Origin of the sequence: Prevotella heparinolytica (assembly GCF_002998535.1) — a bacterium.
GTDB classification, from domain to species: domain Bacteria; phylum Bacteroidota; class Bacteroidia; order Bacteroidales; family Bacteroidaceae; genus Bacteroides; species Bacteroides heparinolyticus.
This window is the reverse complement of record NZ_CP027234.1, coordinates 134,028-154,154: the sequence shown is the minus strand read 5'-3', so window position 1 is coordinate 154,154 and position 20,127 is coordinate 134,028. Positions and strand designations below refer to the sequence as shown.

General features: G+C 46.2%; 11 protein-coding genes, 1 tRNA gene and 1 pseudogene. 8 read left to right on the top strand and 5 right to left on the bottom strand.

The window, feature by feature from the left end; translation table 11 throughout:
- Positions 1-100: 100 nt before the first annotated feature.
- The 3 genes and pseudogenes from C3V43_RS00610 (at position 101) to C3V43_RS00600 (ending at position 7,065) form a co-directional block, all read left to right on the top strand.
- A pseudogene (locus C3V43_RS00610) lies at positions 101-3,411 on the top strand (TonB-dependent receptor).
- An 18-nt stretch (positions 3,412-3,429) separates the two neighbouring features.
- Positions 3,430-5,268 (top strand): RagB/SusD family nutrient uptake outer membrane protein, encoded by a 1,839-nt coding sequence (locus C3V43_RS00605; protein ID WP_106068160.1) that lies wholly within the window; start codon positions 3,430-3,432, stop codon positions 5,266-5,268.
- 252 nt (positions 5,269-5,520) lie between these two features.
- Positions 5,521-7,065, top strand: coding sequence for a Gfo/Idh/MocA family protein (locus C3V43_RS00600; RefSeq protein ID WP_106068159.1), 1,545 nt, complete (start codon positions 5,521-5,523; stop codon positions 7,063-7,065).
- Positions 7,066-7,197: 132 nt separating this feature from the next.
- Here the strand turns inward: C3V43_RS00600 and C3V43_RS00595 are convergent, their stop codons facing one another.
- The 4 genes from C3V43_RS00595 to C3V43_RS00580 are packed head-to-tail and all read right to left on the bottom strand — an operon-like array spanning position 7,198 to position 12,537.
- Complete coding sequence (locus C3V43_RS00595; RefSeq protein WP_106068158.1) at positions 7,198-8,508, bottom strand: acetylxylan esterase; 1,311 nt, start codon at positions 8,506-8,508, stop codon at positions 7,198-7,200.
- 15 nt (positions 8,509-8,523) lie between these two features.
- Positions 8,524-10,296, bottom strand: coding sequence for a pectinesterase family protein (locus C3V43_RS00590; RefSeq protein WP_106068157.1), 1,773 nt, complete (start codon positions 10,294-10,296; stop codon positions 8,524-8,526).
- A gap of 34 nt (positions 10,297-10,330) precedes the next feature.
- Complete coding sequence (locus C3V43_RS00585) at positions 10,331-11,308, bottom strand: pectinesterase family protein (RefSeq protein ID WP_106068156.1); 978 nt, start codon at positions 11,306-11,308, stop codon at positions 10,331-10,333.
- Positions 11,305-12,537, bottom strand: coding sequence for a glycoside hydrolase family 88/105 protein (locus tag C3V43_RS00580; protein WP_106068155.1), 1,233 nt, complete (start codon positions 12,535-12,537; stop codon positions 11,305-11,307). Before C3V43_RS00580 ends, C3V43_RS00585 begins: the two co-directional genes overlap by 4 nt.
- Positions 12,538-12,829: 292 nt before the next feature.
- Between C3V43_RS00580 and C3V43_RS00575 the strand changes: the two genes are divergently transcribed.
- The 3 genes from C3V43_RS00575 to C3V43_RS00565 all read left to right on the top strand — a co-directional run bounded on the left by C3V43_RS00575 (position 12,830) and on the right by C3V43_RS00565 (position 16,893).
- Positions 12,830-14,224: a PTS galactitol transporter subunit IIC gene (locus tag C3V43_RS00575; RefSeq protein ID WP_106068154.1), complete on the top strand. Its 1,395-nt coding sequence runs from the start codon at positions 12,830-12,832 to the stop codon at positions 14,222-14,224.
- A 59-nt stretch (positions 14,225-14,283) separates the two neighbouring features.
- Complete coding sequence (gene kduI, locus C3V43_RS00570) at positions 14,284-15,240, top strand: 5-dehydro-4-deoxy-D-glucuronate isomerase (RefSeq protein ID WP_106068153.1); 957 nt, start codon at positions 14,284-14,286, stop codon at positions 15,238-15,240.
- A 183-nt stretch (positions 15,241-15,423) separates the two neighbouring features.
- The gene (locus C3V43_RS00565; protein WP_106068152.1) at positions 15,424-16,893 is read left to right on the top strand and encodes an MFS transporter; all 1,470 of its coding nucleotides are present in this window, start codon (positions 15,424-15,426) and stop codon (positions 16,891-16,893) included.
- 528 nt (positions 16,894-17,421) lie between these two features.
- Here C3V43_RS00565 and C3V43_RS00555 read toward each other — a convergent pair.
- A tRNA-Gln gene (locus C3V43_RS00555) sits at positions 17,422-17,492 on the bottom strand.
- A 215-nt stretch (positions 17,493-17,707) separates the two neighbouring features.
- Here C3V43_RS00555 and rsfS point away from each other — a divergent pair.
- Positions 17,708-18,067 carry a ribosome silencing factor gene (rsfS, locus tag C3V43_RS00550; protein ID WP_106068150.1) on the top strand — a complete coding sequence of 120 codons (360 nt, stop codon included), beginning with the start codon at positions 17,708-17,710 and terminating at the stop codon, positions 18,065-18,067.
- Between the two features lie 9 nt (positions 18,068-18,076).
- Positions 18,077-20,125: an ATP-dependent zinc metalloprotease FtsH gene (ftsH, locus tag C3V43_RS00545; protein ID WP_106068149.1), complete on the top strand. Its 2,049-nt coding sequence runs from the start codon at positions 18,077-18,079 to the stop codon at positions 20,123-20,125.
- Positions 20,126-20,127: the final 2 nt, after the last annotated feature.

The window sequence follows — 20,127 nt, the reverse complement described above, 5'->3', positions numbered from 1 at the left end:
CAATAAGGATAAAGAATGGTCGGGCAATATAGCAGGTATTGCCCGACCGGAATTGATTTTAATCCAATCTATTTTTAGTAACCAAAATCAGTACGAAAGTATGAAAAAAGAAATGATTATCGAACGGATAAATAGTCGTTTTATGTCTATTTATCTATTATTATGCGTTTTTTTAGCGACAGAGGGCAGTTTGCTCTGCCTCTATGCTGCGGATTATCGCGGTTCTGAGAACGAGCAAAAAGTGGCAACGGCACAAACGGTGAAGCAAGTGTTTGACCATATCGAGCGCAACAGCAACTATGTCGTTCTGTATTCCGACAATGTGCTGCCGGAATTAGAGAAAAAAGTTTCCGTCAATACAAGCGGAAAGGCTGTGACGGAAATCTTGCAAGAACTCTCTTCTACCACGAACCTTGAGTACAAGATGAACGACCGCCAGATTACGGTAGCAAAGAAGTCTCCGTTCACCGCTCCTCAACCACAACAAAATGCAACGATTAAAGTAACCGGCCAAGTAGTGGACGAGAACGGGGAAACCATCCCCGGTGCCAACGTAGTGGTAAAAGGCCAGACCGGAATCGGCACGGTGACTGACTTGGACGGCAAATTTACGTTGGACGTTCCACAAGGCTCTGTATTGGTAATTTCTTTTATCGGATATGTAACACAAGAACATTCCGTGAAAGCCGGAGAAAAGCTGACAGTGAAATTGATTCCCGATGCTCAGGCCTTGGAAGAAGTTGTGGTAGTTGGCTATGGCGTACAAAAGAAAGAAAGTTTGACCGGTGCCATGCAGACAGTGAGTAGCAGTAAGCTGAAAGACATCACTACCCCTTCTGTTGAAAATATGTTGAACGGTAAAGCAGCAGGTGTATACGTGGCTCCGGGTTCCGGCCGACCGGGTGCTTCGGGTGCGGTGGTCATTCGCGGACAAGTGACTTTGAGTGGAGGAACCGCTCCGTTGTGGGTCATCGACGGTGTGATTGTAGGCAGCAGTGCCGGGCAGTTGAACCCGAATGACATCGAAACAATGACTATCTTGAAAGATGCTTCTTCAACAGCCATCTATGGTTCCGAAGGTGCCAACGGCGTAATTGTGGTTACTACAAAGAGCGGAAAGGCCGACAAGATGAGTATCAATATTTCTACCAAGTTGGGTATCAGCAACCTGAACAATGGAAATCTGGAAATGATGAATGGTGCGGAACTTTACGATTTATACAGTTCTTTCTCTAATTCTGGAAATATCAGTTTCCCTCGTTGGAATCCCGATTTGCGCAACAGCAATTTCAGCTGGTGGGATTTGGCAACCAAGACGGGCTTTACACAGGACTACAATATATCTTTGCAAGGTGGAAGCGAAAAGCTAAACTCTTTTGTTTCCGTAGGAGTATATGACGAAACCGGTTCTGTTAAGGGATATGACTACACCCGTTACAACTTCCGCACGAAAACAACCTATAAGCCCTTTAAATGGTTGACCGTAAAACCATCTTTGTCAGGAGCGCGCCGCAATATTACCGATACGCAGTATAGTGTAGGATCTATGTATTCCATGTTTCCATGGGATAGCCCTTATGATGAAAACAGCAATTTAGTACCTCACCGCTATTCGGGCTGGGTCAACAATACAGCGACCAACTATCTGCTCGACCTTAGTTATGGCAATAAATCCAGTTCTCGCTATCTTGAGTTCATGGGTAATTTTGATTTCGACATTCATCTTACCGACTGGCTGACCCTCTCCTCCGTAAACAGCTACAAGCTCATCTCCTATGCAAGTGAAAGCTACGCCGATCCTCGTTCTAACGGTGGTAAAAGCGTACAAGGACGTGTCACCGACTACAGATGGGAAGCCGCACGCCGCTATACCAATCAGATATTGCGCTTTAACAAGAACTTTGACAAACATTCTATACAAGCATTAGCGGCACACGAGTTCAAAGATTATTGGAGCAAAACACTTGATGTTAATGGAACAGGACTTATCTCTGGTTTTGAAGTATTAGATGTCACTTCATTAGCCGAAAAAGCAAAGGGAGGAATCACTGAGTGGGCTGTTGATTCTTACTTTTTCAGAGGAAATTACAGCTATGACAACAAATATTTGGTAGAAGCTTCGCTTCGTCGTGACGGTGCTTCCAACTTCGGTGACAACGCCAAGTGGGGTAACTTCTTCTCTATCAGTGCAGGTTGGAATATTAACCGTGAAGAATGGTTCAAATGGGACTTTGTGAATAACTTGAAACTTCGTGCTTCTTATGGCACAGTAGGAAATCGTCCGGACTCTCTTTATCCTCAATACGACCTCTACTCTGTATCTTCAAGTTATAGTTACGACGGTGTTCCCGGTGCCCTAATCAGTCAAATAGGAAATAAAGATTTGACTTGGGAAGAAACGAAAACCATCGGTATAGGTTTGGACTTATCAATGTGGCAAGACCGCTTCCGTTTTACCTTTGATTGGTATTCTAAAAACACTGACAACATCTTGTATGCCGTACCCATATCCGGTTTAACAGGCGTAACTCGACTTTATAAGAATGTTGGCAAAATGCAAAATCAAGGTTTTGAGGTATCTATTGGCGGAGATATTATCCGCACAAAGAACTGGTTATGGAGTATTGATGCCAATTTAGGGCACAACAGCAACAAGTTGAAAGATTTGTTCCAGACTCGTGCAGCTGACGGCACTATAGTACGGCTAGAATGATCATCAGCGACAATTCCGGAATTGCAGGAAGTGCACAGCGAGTTTTAGAAGTTGGTTCTCCGGTAGATACCTACTGGATGCCGGAATGGGCAGGAGTGAACCCTGAGAACGGTGCGCCGCAATGGTATGATAAAAACGGAGAAAAGACAAGCAAATACGCAGATGCCGCTTATCGTAAATGCGGAACTTCCAATCCAAAAATTTTCGGCGGATTCTCCACGGTATTGAAATGGAAAGATATAGATTTCAACGCAGTATTCGGCTATTCGTTGGGAGGACATCTTTATAACTACTCTCGTCAAGAATACGACTCTGATGGTACATATACAGACCGTAACCAAATGAAATTAAAAGACGGTTGGTCTCGTTGGGAAAAAGCCGGAGATATCGCAACCCATCCGGTAGCTTCTTACAACAACTCTAACAACTCTAACAAAATGTCTTCCCGATATATTGAAAAGAATGATTTCTTAAAATTACGTTCGATAAGTATCGGTTATAATTTACAGCTTCCCCAATATTATATTCAGAATATGCGTATATTCTTCACGGGTGAAAACCTGCTGACCTTCACCGGTTATTCGGGTGTTGACCCTGAACTTCCTCCCAAAGATGATGGTTCTGTAATAGGAACAACTGGACCTTCTGTTTATCCTTCGGTACGGAAATTCATGTTTGGCGTTAATCTTACATTCTAATTAAAAAGAGATAGATATATGAAAAAAATAATTCTTATCATATTAGCTGTTATATCGTTCACTGCTTGTGACATCGATCGCCTCCCTTATGGCTCGATGGCAGCAGAAAATATCACTGCAGATCCCAACTCTTCACTCGAGTCTTTATTGAACGGCTGTTATGCACAACTCAAACATTGGTCCGACCCCATGCACCGTTGTGGTGAATACGCAGGTGATAACATGATGATTCGCGGTTCGTCCACAGATGCATTCTATGAGTTTATTTCATTCAGCCGTACTCCGCAGAACTATCGTTTACAGAGCTTTTGGGATTACAGTTACAAAGCCATTGCTCAGAGTTCCAATATCATCAATATGATAGCTGAAGGACAAAATGATGAAGTAGATAATAAATTAGGAGAATGTTATTACATCCGTGGTATGCTCTATTTTTATTTATGCCGTGCTTACGGTCGTCCTTATGCCCAAAATCCTGAAACCAATCTCGGGGTTCCCATCGTAAACGGGACACCTGCAGATATCAACAACCTAAATTTACCGGATCGTGCAACCGTAAAGCAAACTTATGCACAAGCTATCAGCGACCTTCGCAAGGCGGCGGCAATGATGACTATAAACAACGGAGCAATCTATGCCTCCAAAGAAGCTGCACAAGCTATGCTTTCACGTATTTATCTGTATATGAGCGGTACTTACGAGAAACCCAATACAAATTATGCCGATTCTGCTGCCTATTTTGCCACACAGGTTATCAACTCTGATAAATATTCTTTATTATCCCGTTCCGACTTTATGAGATACAACACATTCACGCCGGAAGAGAATAGAGAAACGATCTTTGCAATCAAACGTGTTGCATCCGAGTATTCCGGATACGACCATTATTATGGTGTCGGCGGTATGTATGCCAATATTGGCGGTATGGGATGGGGTGAAATGTATGCCAGTGCTAAATACATTGGCCTTTTGAATGAAACCGGACGAAACGATTGGCGCGAAGACCACTACAAAATTGTTGATGCTCGCGCGGCTTTCATTGAACCCACGTATGATAAATCCAAAACAGAAGTTTTCCGATTTATCAAACCTACTTTTCCATTGGAGGTAAACATCTCAAAAGATAAAATCACCGGTTATAATTATGTGCAAGCCACTCTTTTGAAAGAGAATGGCAAATATTACGCAATAGAAAAGAATGTAACACAATATAAAATCAAAGCGGACGATCCTAATAAGCTGGAAGCTGATAAAGATAATACAGGAAAAGTTATAACAAAAGACATCAAATATGAACTGGAAATAATAGATGCAGAACAAGGTTATTTCAAGATACTCAACTACAACGCAGGAACAAATATTACCAATGTTCTTGTAGAAGTGAAAGGCGTTGAAGATTATTTCATCTCTTTGAATCGTGTTTATCCACAATTCTACATCGTCAAATGTTCGCGCGAAGGTGAAGATTCCCATTTACACTCTCCTGTTATTTCCCGTTTGGGCGAGATTTATCTGAATCGTGCAGAAGCTTATGCCAAACAAGGCAAATATACAGAGGCCCTTGCCGATTTGAATATAATTCGTAACCGTGCCATCGTAGGTGGAGGATATGAATCTTTAGACGCAAGTAATGCTAAAGAACGCATTGATAAAGAACGCCAGCTGGAATTGGCTTATCAGGCAGAACGTAGCTACGATGTGTTTCGCAACAACGACCCATTGGTACGTCGTTACCCGGGGCCTCATCGTCAACTCGAAGATATTCCCGCTACGGATTATCGTGTAGTTTATTACATTCCTCAAGATGCTATCAACTCATATCCGGGTACTTTGACACAAAATCCGACGCATAACTAAATTCACAAATTCTCTAACAAATCTAAATCAATAAACGTAAGAGGACTTGCTTACTGTAATGCTCTGAATTAAGCGGTAAGTAAGTCCTTCTTATTTTTCAAATAGTCAAAGACTGTAAAAATCAGGCATTTTATACAGAAGGATTTTTTTAGAATGCCTAAAAAAATAATATCTTTGATGCGGAAAAACAATATCTGAAACATATCTGATGCTTTGATAAATATATATTACTAACTTTAAGTTTTTTAAATCATGAGAAAAATCGGAATTTTATTGTTAGGCTTATGCCTTGTGTTAGGTGCATGCACCACCCGAACTTCCACCGCTCTGCAAACCACAGCAAAAGGAACCCAATGGGAATGGAAAAACGGAACGATTGTCGTGAAGTCTCCCGAACGTCCTGCCGGTCAGAAAAGCGCGATAGGCTTGACTGCTCCGAAACTGGAAGTAGTCCGTGTAGGATTCGTAGGTTTAGGAATGCGCGGTCCGGGTGCAGTAGAACGTTTCACATATATTCCCGGTACACAGATAGTGGCACTCTGCGACTATGAAGCATCACGTGCGGAAAGATGTCAGGAATATCTAAAGAAAGCTTCGATGCCAAAGGCAGCCATCTACTCCGGTGAAAATGGCTACGAAGAGTTGTGCAAGCGTGAAGATATAGACTTAGTGTACATCGCCGCCGACTGGCTACACCATTTCCCTGTGGCTAAATGCGCTCTTGAAAACGGAAAGCACGTAGCCATAGAAGTTCCTTCGGCCATGAATCTGCAAGAATGCTGGGATCTGATAAACCTCAGCGAAACCACCCGTAAACATTGTTTCATTCTGGAGAACTGTTGCTATGACTGGTTCGAAATGAACGCCTTGAACATGGCGCAGAACGGAGTGTTTGGTGAAGTTATCCGCGCACAAGGTGCATATATTCACAACTTGGCCCCCTTCTGGAATCATTATTGGAAAAACGGAGAAAACGACAAATTAGGATGGCGTCTGGACTACAACATGCGTCATCGCGGTGACGTATATGCCACTCACGGCCTCGGCCCCGTGGCACAAGCACTCGACATTCATCGCGGCGACCGCATGACCACGTTGGTAGCCATGGACACCAAATCGGTTGTCGGTGCAGAATTGGTTAAGGAACGTACGGATTCTGTTTGCAACAACTTCCGCAACGGCGATCACACCACGACCTTGATTCGCACAGCCAACGGCAAGGTAATCGAGATTCAACACAACGTAATGACGCCGCAACCCTATAACCGTCTTTATCAACTTACGGGTACTAAAGGTTTTGCCAACAAATACCCCGTTGCAGGATATGCTTTGGATGCAGCCCAACTGGCAGCATCGGGCGTACAACCCAAGGTAGACGACCTGAACTCTCACGGATTCTTGCCGGAAGCAGAAAAAACGGCTTTGGAAGCCAAATATCAACACCCTATTCTGAAGAAATACGGTGAAATGGCTAAAGAAGTAGGCGGTCACGGCGGTATGGACTTCATCATGGACAGCCGTCTGATATATTGCCTGCAAAATGGATTGCCTTTGGATATGGACGTATATGACTTGGCCGAATGGTGCTGCCTGGCCGAACTGGGCGAGATTTCGATGGACAATGGTTGTGCCGCCGTAGAGTTCCCCGACTTCACACGTGGCGAATGGAACGTAGTGAAAGGTTACAGACATGCCTATGCCACTCCTGAAGAAGAGGCTGCCTCTATGGAAAAAGCAAAAGCTTTTACCGCTCAACTGAAAGAGAGAGGTGCCAAAGAGTGGGCAGAAGAAAAATAAGAATCTAAGGAAATGTACTGAAATCCACTTATAACTTTTAGGCGCTGGTTTCACAGATTGGCACGGAAGGTTAAAACCTAACCCGTGAGATTCTGTGAAATCCGCGCCTTTCGATTTTACTGAACCATCCTCTTACCGAAGATGATTCAACATCCATGTCAGATGTCCGTATTCGGTATCTTCTGATGTCCAATGTTCATTAATCGGAGTAATCAATGCTTCCTTCGGACACTGCAATACATTATATACCGCATAACTCGTGGTAGGCGGACAAACATCGTCGTTATATCCCCAAGTCATACGAGTAGGCACTTTAATAGAGCGGGCAAAGTTCACCACATCATAGTAAGCCATCGTATTCAGCTTATCGGGAGTATCCATTCCTGCCACCCGAAAAAAGTGCGGATAGCCCCCCGCACGTCCCGCCATATATCCGGCCATATCGCTCAACGCCGGATGATTGGCGATACATGCCGTGACACGAGGGTCAAGACCGGCAGCAACCAAAGCCAAAGCACCGCCTTGACTGCCACCTTGCACAACCACATTTCTTCCATCCCATTCGGGTAGTGAAACAAGCAGGTCGATACTGCGGATACATGCCATATAGACACGCTTCATGTAGTAATTGTCGCGGTTGTCAAGTCCATTATTCAAATAACCGTTCTCCTTGCCATTGAAGGCATTGCTGATATCTTTAAAATCTTCTGTCGGCATTTTCGGATTCAAACCGTGAATTTCTATTTCAAAACGGATACAGCCGTGCTCTGCATAATATTTGTGACGCAAAGGCTCCTTAATCGTTTTGATGCCTGCTCCCGGAGGACAAAGTACCACAGGACAGGACGCCTCCTTTGCATGCTTTGGATAAAACAGATAACCGTAAATGGCTTGACCTCGCTCATTTACCTGTAATTTCAGCAAATAGCAATCCATCTGATCCGTGCAATACTCCTTAACCAACTCCTTGGTATATATCAAAGGGACTTTAGCAAGTTCGGCTTTGTTTTTATTCCAAAAATCCCCGAAGTCGGCCGGTATTTGGGTATAAGGCCGTATCTTCTCGGGAGAAAAGCCCACCTTGATATGGTGCTTATAGGTCTTACCATCAACGGTTGCAGTCATACGGCAATCACGAAAACCGGGCTCGCTCATCGTCCCCATCGGTATAACCGCCTTCCCGTTCTTCAAAACTATCGTTCCTTTGATTTCTGAGGGCATCATGTCCCCTCCCAGTTCATAGTTTACCGTAACTCCATTCTGAGGAATACCATATTTATAAAATTGAACCTCAACAGTTGCTTCCTCACCGGTCTTATAAAGCCAGTCGGCATGATTGGGAACAGTCACCCAAAGCACATCGCTTCTGTACGGATAGTTCTCTGCAAAAGCAGTCAATGAGAGCAATACTACACACAATACAGACAATAAATTTCTTTTCATAAGCACCTATTTGTTTCAACGTTTTATATCCGGCAACGCATTCCCGCCTTTAACCGGATTCCAACCATCAACTCCGGCAAGTACGGTTTCCATCTCATACCCCTTTACAGTTTTCAACTGATGGGAAAAGGCCGCACGCTCTTTCGGTGCAGCACCCTCACCCTTACTCTGGTATTCGGCATAGAAAGCCGTTTGTTCATTCCCTTTCTTTCCCCAATTGTCCCATCCGACAGGAATAATATGCCTGCCTAAATCACAGCATATAAAAACCGCCTGAGCATAAGGACGCCAAGGACGGGAAAGATATACCTTATCCACACCGGCGTCCGCCGTCAGCTTGCAGTCATGGAAGACGTAGCCATACCGTTGCCCTTTATCTGTGGAGGGCGCCGTCACATATCCATTACCTTTGCTATGAATACGGCAACGGTGGAATACCGCGACAGACCATCCGAAAATAAAATCGACCGTACCTTCTATATAGCACTCCTCAAAATAGAGCCGATCAGCCTTACCGTAAGTATAGAGTGTATCTTGATAACCAAGAAAACGGCAATTCTTGAAATATACACGATCGGCACTTACAAAGCATGCCACGGCCTGCCCCACCGGACCGGACGTATTTTCAAAGGTGATATTCTCCGCATAAAAATCGTGTGCATACACATAGCAGGAAGACGAACCGGAAGTTCCCTTGTTCTCGCCGAAGCGGTTAGCTTTACCGGCATAATCATCATAAGAGATAACAGCCCCCTCCTGCCCTATAAGGGAAATATTGATTTTACTTTCGGGTATGACGACCTTTTCCTTATACACCCCTTTTCTGACCAATATGGAACTACGCACATTCTTGCGATAATCAGGCACGGCGTCGATGGCTTCCTGCACCGTGAAGAAATCTCCGCTACCGTCTTTAGCCACTACAAAATCGTAGTGACGAACATACTTTGCCAATTCGGGCACTGCCTCGGCAATGGCATCCATAGCCAATCCCGCTATTACACGCCCGCCATATACATTGAGATGAGTATTGTCTTCACGTCCTTTAGGCATGGCGGGAACTATGTCGGGAGCCACCCACATAAACAATTTCTTTGACTCGTCCGGACCTAAACCCTCTACTAACTTATGGGTAATTCTGTTCATATCCACAAATGGCACATTCAGTTCTTCGGCAACATTGCGCGGAGAGTCAAGATAGGCTCCATGAGTATCTATCAGCCGCCCGCCTTCTTTCCGATGCGGTGAAGAGGAAGCATCGCGCTTGGCATCCGGATTAGCATCCTTGCGAAAATCATCTTGGCTGACGGCACTATCCACTGCCAGCATTCCGGCAACCGTCTCAAAGTTACGGCGTACAATGGAATTGAACAGTACAGGAATTCCTCCCCTTGCACGTGTATCCATCACGAAACGCTTCAGGTTGGCATCGAAAGAGCCTCCACCAGCATCAGTGTGACGTTTCGGGTCGGTTTTCTCATCGTTATGACCGAACTGGATAAAAACATAGTCACCTTTCTTAACCAAGGAAAGCACCTTGTTCCACCGGCCTTCATCGATAAAACTCTTGGAACTACGCCCATTCACGGCATGGTTATCCACCCGTATCTCCTCCGAAAGATAACCGGGCAACATCTGTCCCCATCCCCTTTCGGGATTTCCTCCGGTCAAGTCTTTATCGGCCATTGTGGAATCGCCGATCATGAAAATAGTGATGTCCGGTTTGTCCGCTTTGAAAGACGAAAATAAGAAAAAAAGCCCCCAAAGCAAAATAAGTTCACGTTTCATGGTTTTACTTATAAGATTATAAATGATTCAGACATTATTCGTTCATTGGATTCCAATCACTGCACATCCCGAAGACATAGCGCATATCGTTGTATTTATCAGCTTCCTCTCTTGTCAGTTGCCTTGCCCACTTTACGCGAGCGTAGGTCATTCCACCTTCTCCCGTACTGCCATATTCCGCATAACGGGCTGTTTTTTCATTCTCCCGATTACGCCAGTTGTCCCATCCATCAGGGCAGATATGCTTGCCCAACTCGCAATCGATGAACACAGTTGCAGCATAAGGACGCCACGGACGGCCCAAATAAACCTTACCCACTCGGTCATCAGCCGTCAGCCTGCAACTTCTGAAAACATAACCCACCGCCACATCCGCCGGAGTAGAAGCAGCCGTGATATACGAATCAGCCTTACTATGAATCCGGCATCCTTCAAACAAAGCTGTGGAAGGACCGAAAATAAAATCCGTGGTTCCCTCTATATAACAATTAAGGAAACAGAGACGAGTGCCTTTTGCTCCAGTGTAGACCGTATCCTGATTTCCCAGAAAACGACAGCCAATAAACAGCAGGCGATCGCCCTCCGTATGAAGTGCAACCGCTTGTCCCAACCGGGCTGCATTATTCTCTATCGTCAGATTCCTGAAAGAAATGCCACTTCCTTCCACTTTCATGGTATAAGTACGGAACGTTCCCATCTTATCGATATTGGCATGGTCATCATAGGTGATAACGGTATTCTCAGCACTCTCACCCACAAAATCAACGTTTTCAATCCACGACGGAATAACTACCTTCTCTTTATACGTACCGTTTTTGATGAAAACCGTCACTTTATAATCCATAAAGGCACGAATTCCTTCCATCGCTTCGGTCAAGTTACGATAATCGCCCGTCCCATCACGTGCCACTACGATATTACGCTTCCACTGCGTCTGTTGTGCAGCCAAAGACATTGCCATGCAGCACAAGGCTGCCACGAATATGCCCGACAAGCGTATCACTCCTCTCATCTGCATTTCCGGTTAACGATTTCTTTCACCTCCTGAAGGCGTTCCCACTCCAGCGAAGCCAAAATGAACGGTCCTACCGCCTTGGGATCATTGTTGCGGATGGTCTCATTGATGTAATAATCATAATCGCCCGAACGATAGACCTTACCACCCAGTCCGGCAACGGCACAAGCCCGTGTAATGGATACTACACCCTCCTTATCCACCTCAATAAAATGTCCGAGAATGCCTTTATATCCCTTGACTGCCACATCCAAATACGACTTGTCGAGATAGCCCTTACGCACGCCTTTGAACAAAGCATACACAAACATGGCAGAACAGGAAGATTCTAAATAATTTCCTTTGGCTCCGCTCCTGTCCAGCACTTGATACCACAACCCTGTTTTAGCATCCTGCAAACGTTTCACCATACCTGCCAGATGATCGAACACAACCAGCATTGAATCACGTCCCGCCTCGTGCTGCGGGATGAAGTCGAGCGCATCGACAAATGCCATGGCATACCACCCCATCGCACGCCCCCAACTATGGAGCGACTGCCCCGTTTCCTTATCCGACCAGCGCTCCTTACGGCTTACGTCGCAAGCATGACGGAACAAATCCGTTTTAGGGTCATAGGTATGACGGGCTGCCATCAGAAACTGATTGATGACATCCGCATAGTCGCCCACCCGATTGTTGCGATAAGCATATTCCGCATAGAAAGGCGCTCCCATATAAACTCCGTCCAGCCACACTTGATTCGGATAAATCTGCTTATGCCAAAAGCCGCCATCGTCATTACGCGGATGCTCGTCAAGCTGGCTTCGCAGCAGCGCCAGTGCTTTTTTATATTTTTCATCCTTTGTCTGCTCGTAGATGCGGAAAATGAATTTGCCGGAATTAAGACGGTCAAGGCTGAACTCCTCGCGCCGGTACATTTTGATAGTGCCGTCGTCATTGACCATCGTATCGGCATAAGCCAAAGCATAATCATAGATTTTCTTGTCTCCATAACGGTCGTACACATCCAACATGGATTGAAGTTCCAGCCCATGACAATAATCCCATTTCAGCTTCGTTTGAAAATCGAGCTGCCAAGACTTCGGGCAACGAATCATTTCCGATTCGACCATGCGCACAGACCAAGGTTGTTCACTACTTAAACGTTGTGCAGACATCCATAACGGGAAAGCCAAAGACAGCAATCCGGATACAATAAATTTACAAATCGAGTTCTTTTTCATGAAGTCGTTCTTTTTGGGTATCAGACTTGATTTATTTCATGAAACAAAAGTAAGGTTTTCCTTGCAAACAAGTGTGCACTTTTCAATACAGAGAGTGTATTATTTGATTTTCGTGTGCGAGAACGAGCATTTTTGTGCACGATAACGACAAGATTTGTCCAAAATCGTCCCATTTACTAATTATTATGTTCTCCAAATTTGATTAATTGATAAAAGGTCTTATTTTTGACCCCGATTTTTATTTATAACTATTGCAAAAACATTATCTATTATCCAATTAATTCACAAGAGAATGGAACAAGTTTTCGGTTACATCATCGGCTTAGGCGCAGCAGTAATGATGCCTATAATCTTTACAATTTTAGGAGTGTGCATCGGCATCAAATTCAGCAAAGCGTTGAAGAGCGGCTTGCTTGTAGGCGTCGGTTTCGTAGGTTTATCGGTCATTACGGCATTGCTGACCAGCAGCCTTGGCCCTGCCTTGAGCCAAGTGGTGGAGATTTACGGCCTTCAACTCAAGGTCTTCGATATGGGATGGCCCGCCGCTGCGGCCGTGGCCTATAACACATCGGTGGGAGCTTTCATCATTCCGGTATGTTTGGGTGTAAATCTGCTGATGTTATTGACGAAAACTACCCGCACGGTCAATATCGACCTTTGGAATTACTGGCATTTTGCATTTATCGGTGCTGTGGTATATTTTGCAAGTGACAACATCTGGTGGGGATTCTTTGCCGCCATCATTTGCTACATCATCACCTTGATTATGGCCGATTATACCGCCGACAAATTTCAAGGATTCTACGACAAGATGGAAGGAATATCCATCCCCCAACCTTTCTGTGCAGGTTTTGTACCTTTTGCCATCGTCATCAACAAAATGCTGGACAAGATTCCCGGATTCGACAAGTTGAACATCGATGCCGAAGGCATGAAGAAAAAGTTCGGTCTGATGGGTGAGCCTCTGTTTCTGGGTATTCTGGTAGGTTGCGGCATCGGTGCGCTGTCTTGCAAGAACGGGCAGGAATTGGTAGATAAAATACCTTATATATTGGGTCTGGGCATCAAGATGGGCGCCGTAATGGAATTGATTCCGCGTATCACCGCCTTGTTTATCGAAGGATTGAAACCGATTTCCGATGCTACGCGCGAACTGATTGCAAAGAAATTCAAAGGCGCTGTCGGCCTGAACATCGGCATGAGTCCTGCATTGGTCATCGGCCATCCCGCCACATTGGTGGTGTCTCTGCTGCTGATTCCGGTCACCATCCTGCTGGCTGTGATATTGCCGGGAAATCAGTTCCTCCCTTTAGCGTCTCTTGCCGGCATGTTCTACCTGTTTCCACTGGTATTGCCTATTACCAAAGGCAATGTAGTAAAGACATTCATCATCGGGCTTATAGTATTGACGATAGGGCTGTATTTCGTGACCGACCTTGCACCCTACTTTACACAAGCGGCCCATGATGTATATGTAAAGACGCAGGATGCCGCCGTAAATATTCCCGCCGGCTTTGAAGGCGGTGCGCTCGATTTTGCCTCCAGTCCTTTCGCTTGGATCATCTTCCACATGACTTACTCGTTGAAATGGCTTGGCGCAGGCGCTCTATTGTTGTTTACACTGTTTTTGATGCTTCTGAACCGCCGCGCCATCATCAAATACCGGGAAACGGTGGTAAAGAATTAGCGGTTAGTGATGAATGATTAGTGATGAATAAGTATATATTTAAAATAAAACTACGGATTATGAAAAAGTTAGCAATTGCATTGATGATGGGAGCGGCTGCATTGGCAGCCAATGCCCAAATGAACTACAAGGTGCAGACAGCCTGCCATCCGCAGGACGTAAAGCACTATGATACGGAGCGCCTGCGCAGTGCCTTCGTGATGGAAAAAGTGATGGTAGCGGACGAAATCAACATAACTTATACCCTCTACGACCGTTTGATTTACGGCGGAGTGATGCCGGTGAACAAGACTCTCAAGCTGGAGGTGTTCCGCGAACTCGGTCCGGAAATCACTTATTTCCTCGAACGTCGCGAATTGGGAGTAATCAATACCGGTGGTGACGGAGTGGTTACGGTAGACGGCAAAGAGTATCCAATGAAGTACAAAGAAGCGCTTTACGTGGGATGCGGCAACAAAGAAGTAACCTTTAGAAGCAACGATTCCACCCGACCGGCCAAATTCTACATCAACTCGGCTCCGGCCTATAAGCCCTATGTCACTCAATTAATTACCACCGATGCCAAACTTCAGAAAGCCAACTCCAAGAAATATGCATTGGGCATCTCCGACCGCTACGGAAAGATGGAAGACAGCAACGACCGCATCGTGAACCAACTGATTGTGAAGGATGTGTTGGAAAGAGTGAAAGACGGCGGTACGAACCAGTTGCAAATGGGGCTCACTGAACTGGCTCCCGGCTCGGTATGGAACACCATGCCCGCCCATACGCACACACGCCGCATGGAAGCCTACTACTATTTCAACGTGGCCGAAGGCAATGCCATCTGCCACCTGATGGGCGAACCGCAGGAAGAACGTCTGGTGTGGCTGCACAACGAACAAGCCATCACATCTCCCGAATGGTCTATCCACGCAGCAGCAGGAACACGCAACTATACTTTTATCTGGGGCATGGCAGGCGAAAACCTGAAATACAGCGACAAGGATGAAATAAAATATACGAATATGAAATAAGATTCGTACACGAAACACATACGGGCACAGAGCTTTTCATTCTATGCAACATGGGAAGCTCTGTGTTTCTGTATCTGCGTGTCCAATGTCCGTTTCGTCATTTTATACAGTTTTTCCACCAATTATTACACCTTGCACAACACACAAAACCCTATTTTTGCAACCAAATAATAAATCTATATCATGAGTACATTTTCAAACACATCGGGCAAGATGACCAATTACCGCTGGGTCATCTGCTGCATGCTCTTCTTTGCCACAACAGTCAACTATCTTGACCGCCAAGTCCTTTCTCTCACTTGGAAAGATTTCATCGCTCCGGAGTTCCATTGGACAGATGCCGATTATGGCGACATCACCGCCGTCTTCTCCATTGTATATGCCATCGCAAACCTGTTTGCCGGCCGTTTCATCGACTGGATGGGAACCAAGAAAGGCTATCTTTGGGCCATCTTCGTCTGGTCGTTGGGCGCATGTCTGCACGCAGCCTGCGGCTGGGCCACCGAACACGTAGTGGGCATTCATGATGCGGCAGCCATGGTTTCGGCCACGGGGGCAGTGGCATCGACCATCGCCATTACCAGCGTCTATTTCTTCATAGCCGCCCGCATCGTGCTAAGCGTGGGCGAGGCAGGCAACTTTCCGGCCGCCATCAAGGTGACGGCAGAATATTTTCCTAAAAAAGACCGAGCCTTTTCTACCTCCATCTTCAATGCCGGAGCCACGGTAGGCGCTTTAATCGCCCCGGTCACCATTCCCCCGCTGGCACGCTATTTCCAAAGCATAGGCATAGGCAACGGCTGGGAAATGGCATTTATCGTCATCGGCGCATTGGGCTTCGTATGGATGGGACTGTGGATGTTCCTTTATAAAAAGCCGAATGAAAACCCCGCAGTCAACGCCGCCGAGCTGGCATACATCGAACAAGACAAACCGGCCGAAGAAAACAACAGCTCCTCTAAAGACGATAAAAGGGAGCGGAAACTCTCATTCCTCGAATGCCTCAAGTACCGCCAGGCATGGGCGTTTGCCATAGGCAAATTCATGACGGACGGCGTATGGTGGTTCTTCCTATTTTGGACTCCCGCCTACATTTCGGACGTTTACGGTTTCTCATCGGATAGCGCAACCGCACAGTTGCTGATATTTGTGCTTTATGCCATCACGATGCTCTCTATCTATGGAGGCAAGCTGCCCACCATCATCATCAACAAGACCGGCATGAATCCATACGCTGCCCGTATGCGCGCCATGCTTGTTTTTGCCCTGTTCCCGTTGCTTGCCTTGTTTGCGCAGCCTTTGGGGGCTTATTCCTACTGGTTTCCCATCATCATCATCGGTATTGCGGGAGCCGCCCACCAGTCATGGTCGGCCAACATCTACTCCGTGGTAGGCGACATGTTTCCGAAGAGTGCGGTAGCCACCATCACCGGCTTCGGAGGCATGGCAGGCGGTGTCGGCGCATTCCTTATCAATAAAAGTTCCGGCATGCTCTTCACCTATGCCGACGAGAGCCAAATGGCGTTCATGGGTTTCGTCGGGAAACCTGCCGGCTACTTCATCATCTTCTGCGTCTGCGCCGTGGCTTACTTGATAGGTTGGTGCATCATGAAGGCGCTGGTGCCGAAATACAAACCGATTGTGGCAGACTGACACTTTCCAAACCGAATTTACCTGCAATATCGGGGTTGGGTGGTTTCACCCGACCCCGACACGTATTGCACATCAAAAAATCTTTCCAAAATTTCCATAAAAACAACCCTTGAAAAGCCGACAAAAGGAACGAGAAAAGTTCAGTTCCGTATTGAAGGTACATCAGTCGTATACTGATGTAGGATGAGTCGTATACTGAAGCCACATCAGTCGTATACTGATCTTCCCCCCTGCCAGAAGGTGCTCTGACAAGGGTATGACTTTCCTCGTCCGTTTTCTCCGAAAGCTCTTTTGAAGAAGTAAATATTCGCAACACCATATTCCCCAAAACGCCTCTTCATCGAAAGTTTTCGTAATATCAGCCGGAAGCCCATTATAGAAGAATGTTTTTTCGGAATGAATTGCAATAATATCACCAACACAATCTTCGGAGTAATCCGGAACAGCTCCATAACGACACATAATCTGAAAAGACCCAACAAAAAGAGAACGCTTTGCAGATTTCGTCTGCAAAGCGTTCTCTTTTTGTTGGGCTATCTGGACTCGAACCAGAAATGACAGGACCAGAATCTGTAGTGTTACCATTACACCATAGCCCAATAACAGGTTATTTCTGTTTTGCGGTTGCAAAGATACAAAAAAAACGAGAATCCAAAACTTTATCGAACATTTTTTTTCTATCAAAGCAGATAAGCCATGTCAAAGATTCGCACAACTAAAAAAAAGCAAAAAATCAAACTCTTTTCCTCTTTTGCGTGTTTGGTATGAGAAATCAATGTATATTTGCCATCTGTTTTTAATATAATAATGTATAATGAACGAAACCAAAAGACTGATTCAACAGATTACAGAAGGAATTCAAGATAAAAAAGGAAAGAAAATCGTCGTTGCCGACCTCACAAAAATAGACGATACAATATGCAACTATTTCGTCATCTGCCAAGGAAACTCACCCAGCCAAGTGACGGCCATCGTAGAATCCGTCAAGGATTTCACGCGCAAGGGGGCCGATACCAAACCTTTCGCCATCGACGGATTGCGCAACGCCGAATGGGTGGCAATGGACTATTCGGATATTCTGGTACATGTATTCCTGCCGGAGGCAAGAGAGTTCTATAACTTGGAACACCTTTGGGCAGACGCCAAATTAACCCAAATCCCCGACATAGATTAATCAAAATGTATGGACAATAATACCAACAAAAAGCCTAATAAAGTGAACATGCCCAAGTTCAACCTGAATTGGTTGTACATGATAATAGCAATCATGCTGGTGGGATTGTACCTCACCAACGAAAGCGGCACCACCTCCAAAAACATCTCCTATGATGAGTTTCAGCAATACGTGCGCAACGGCTATATCAGCAAAGTAATCGGCTACGACGACAACTCCGTTGAAGCATACATCAAGTCGCAACACGTAGGAAACGTCTTCCGCCAAGACTCTAACCGGGTAGGCAAAAACCCGCTCATCACAACCGAAGCACCTTCGCGCGAAAGCCTGGGAGACTTTTTGCAGAAAGAAAGAGATGAATCGCACTTCGACGGTTCCATCAATTACGAAAAGAAAAGAAACTATTTCGGCGCCTTCCTATGGCAGGTTCTTCCTTTTGCCTTCCTCATCGGTTTCTGGATTTACCTCTCGCGCCGGATGAGCGGCGGAGGCGGAGGCATGGGCGGCGGCGGAGGCATCTTCAGCGTAGGCAAATCCAAAGCCCAGCTCTTCGAGAAAGGTTCTACCATAAAGATAACCTTCAAGGATGTGGCAGGACTTGCCGAAGCCAAACAGGAGGTAGAAGAAATCGTAGAGTTCTTGAAAGAACCGCAGAAATACACCGACTTGGGAGGTAAAATACCCAAAGGCGCTTTGCTCGTAGGTCCTCCGGGAACCGGCAAGACACTGCTCGCAAAGGCCGTGGCAGGAGAGGCGAACGTACCATTCTTCTCGCTGGCCGGTTCTGATTTTGTCGAGATGTTTGTGGGTGTGGGGGCGTCCAGAGTGCGCGACCTCTTCCGCCAAGCAAAGGAGAAAGCTCCCTGCATCGTGTTTATCGACGAGATTGACGCCGTGGGACGTGCCCGCTCCAAGGCTGCCGCTATGGGTGGCAACGATGAACGCGAAAACACGTTGAACCAATTGCTGACCGAAATGGATGGCTTCGGCTCGAACAGCGGCGTCATCATTCTGGCCGCTACCAACCGTGTGGATGTTCTGGACAAAGCCTTGCTTCGCGCCGGACGCTTCGACAGACAGATACACGTGGACCTTCCCGATTTGAACGAACGCAAAGAGGTGTTCGGCGTACATTTACGCCCCATTAAGATAGACAATACGGTGGACATCGATTTACTGGCCCGCCAGACACCCGGCTTCTCCGGAGCCGACATTGCCAACGTCTGCAACGAAGCAGCCTTGATAGCCGCCCGCCACGGCAAGAAGTTTGTCGGCAAGCAGGATTTTCTGGATGCCGTAGACCGTATTGTCGGCGGTCTGGAAAAGAAAACCAAGATTACAACCGAAGCCGAACGCCGTTCCATAGCCATACACGAAGCCGGCCATGCCAGCATATCATGGCTGCTGGAATACGCCAACCCGTTGATTAAAGTAACCATCGTGCCCCGCGGACGCGCTTTGGGTGCAGCATGGTATCTGCCTGAAGAGCGACAAATCACCACCAAAGAACAGATGCTGGACGAAATGTGCGCCACTTTGGGAGGGCGTGCGGCAGAAGACCTCTTCTTGGGAAGAATATCCACAGGCGCCATGAACGACTTGGAGCGTGTGACGAAACAGGCTTACGGCATGGTGGCTTATCTGGGTATGAGCGAGAAGATTCCCAACCTCTGCTATTATAATAATGAAGAATACTCTTTCAACCGCCCGTACAGCGAAAAGACAGCCGAACTGATTGATGAAGAAGTGAAGCAAATGATAAACGAGCAATACGAACGTGCCAAGAAATTATTGTCCGAACATAAAGAAGGACACAACCGGTTGGCACAATTGCTGATTGACAAGGAGGTAATCTTTGCTGAAGACGTCGAACATATCTTCGGCAAACGCCCGTGGGCCTCACGCTCTGAAGAGATTATCAATGCCAAGGTTTCCGCCGAACAGGAAAAGGCGGAAGAAGAGGAAACAGAAAAGGCCGCAGAGGCAGAGAAAGAGGTGAAGGAAAAGGAAGGAGCAGCCGAGAACACCACATCGGCAGACCTTGTATCTCAAAACTAAAA

Coding starts and splice junctions, on each gene's coding strand:
- C3V43_RS00605 (WP_106068160.1), top strand. CDS start 3,430: ATGAAAAAAATAATTCTTATCATATTAGCTGTTATATCGTTCACTGCT.
- C3V43_RS00600 (WP_106068159.1), top strand. CDS start 5,521: ATGAGAAAAATCGGAATTTTATTGTTAGGCTTATGCCTTGTGTTAGGT.
- C3V43_RS00595 (WP_106068158.1), bottom strand. CDS start 8,508: ATGAAAAGAAATTTATTGTCTGTATTGTGTGTAGTATTGCTCTCATTG.
- C3V43_RS00590 (WP_106068157.1), bottom strand. CDS start 10,296: ATGAAACGTGAACTTATTTTGCTTTGGGGGCTTTTTTTCTTATTTTCG.
- C3V43_RS00585 (WP_106068156.1), bottom strand. CDS start 11,308: ATGAGAGGAGTGATACGCTTGTCGGGCATATTCGTGGCAGCCTTGTGC.
- C3V43_RS00580 (WP_106068155.1), bottom strand. CDS start 12,537: ATGAAAAAGAACTCGATTTGTAAATTTATTGTATCCGGATTGCTGTCT.
- C3V43_RS00575 (WP_106068154.1), top strand. CDS start 12,830: ATGGAACAAGTTTTCGGTTACATCATCGGCTTAGGCGCAGCAGTAATG.
- kduI (WP_106068153.1), top strand. CDS start 14,284: ATGAAAAAGTTAGCAATTGCATTGATGATGGGAGCGGCTGCATTGGCA.
- C3V43_RS00565 (WP_106068152.1), top strand. CDS start 15,424: ATGAGTACATTTTCAAACACATCGGGCAAGATGACCAATTACCGCTGG.
- rsfS (WP_106068150.1), top strand. CDS start 17,708: ATGAACGAAACCAAAAGACTGATTCAACAGATTACAGAAGGAATTCAA.
- ftsH (WP_106068149.1), top strand. CDS start 18,077: ATGGACAATAATACCAACAAAAAGCCTAATAAAGTGAACATGCCCAAG.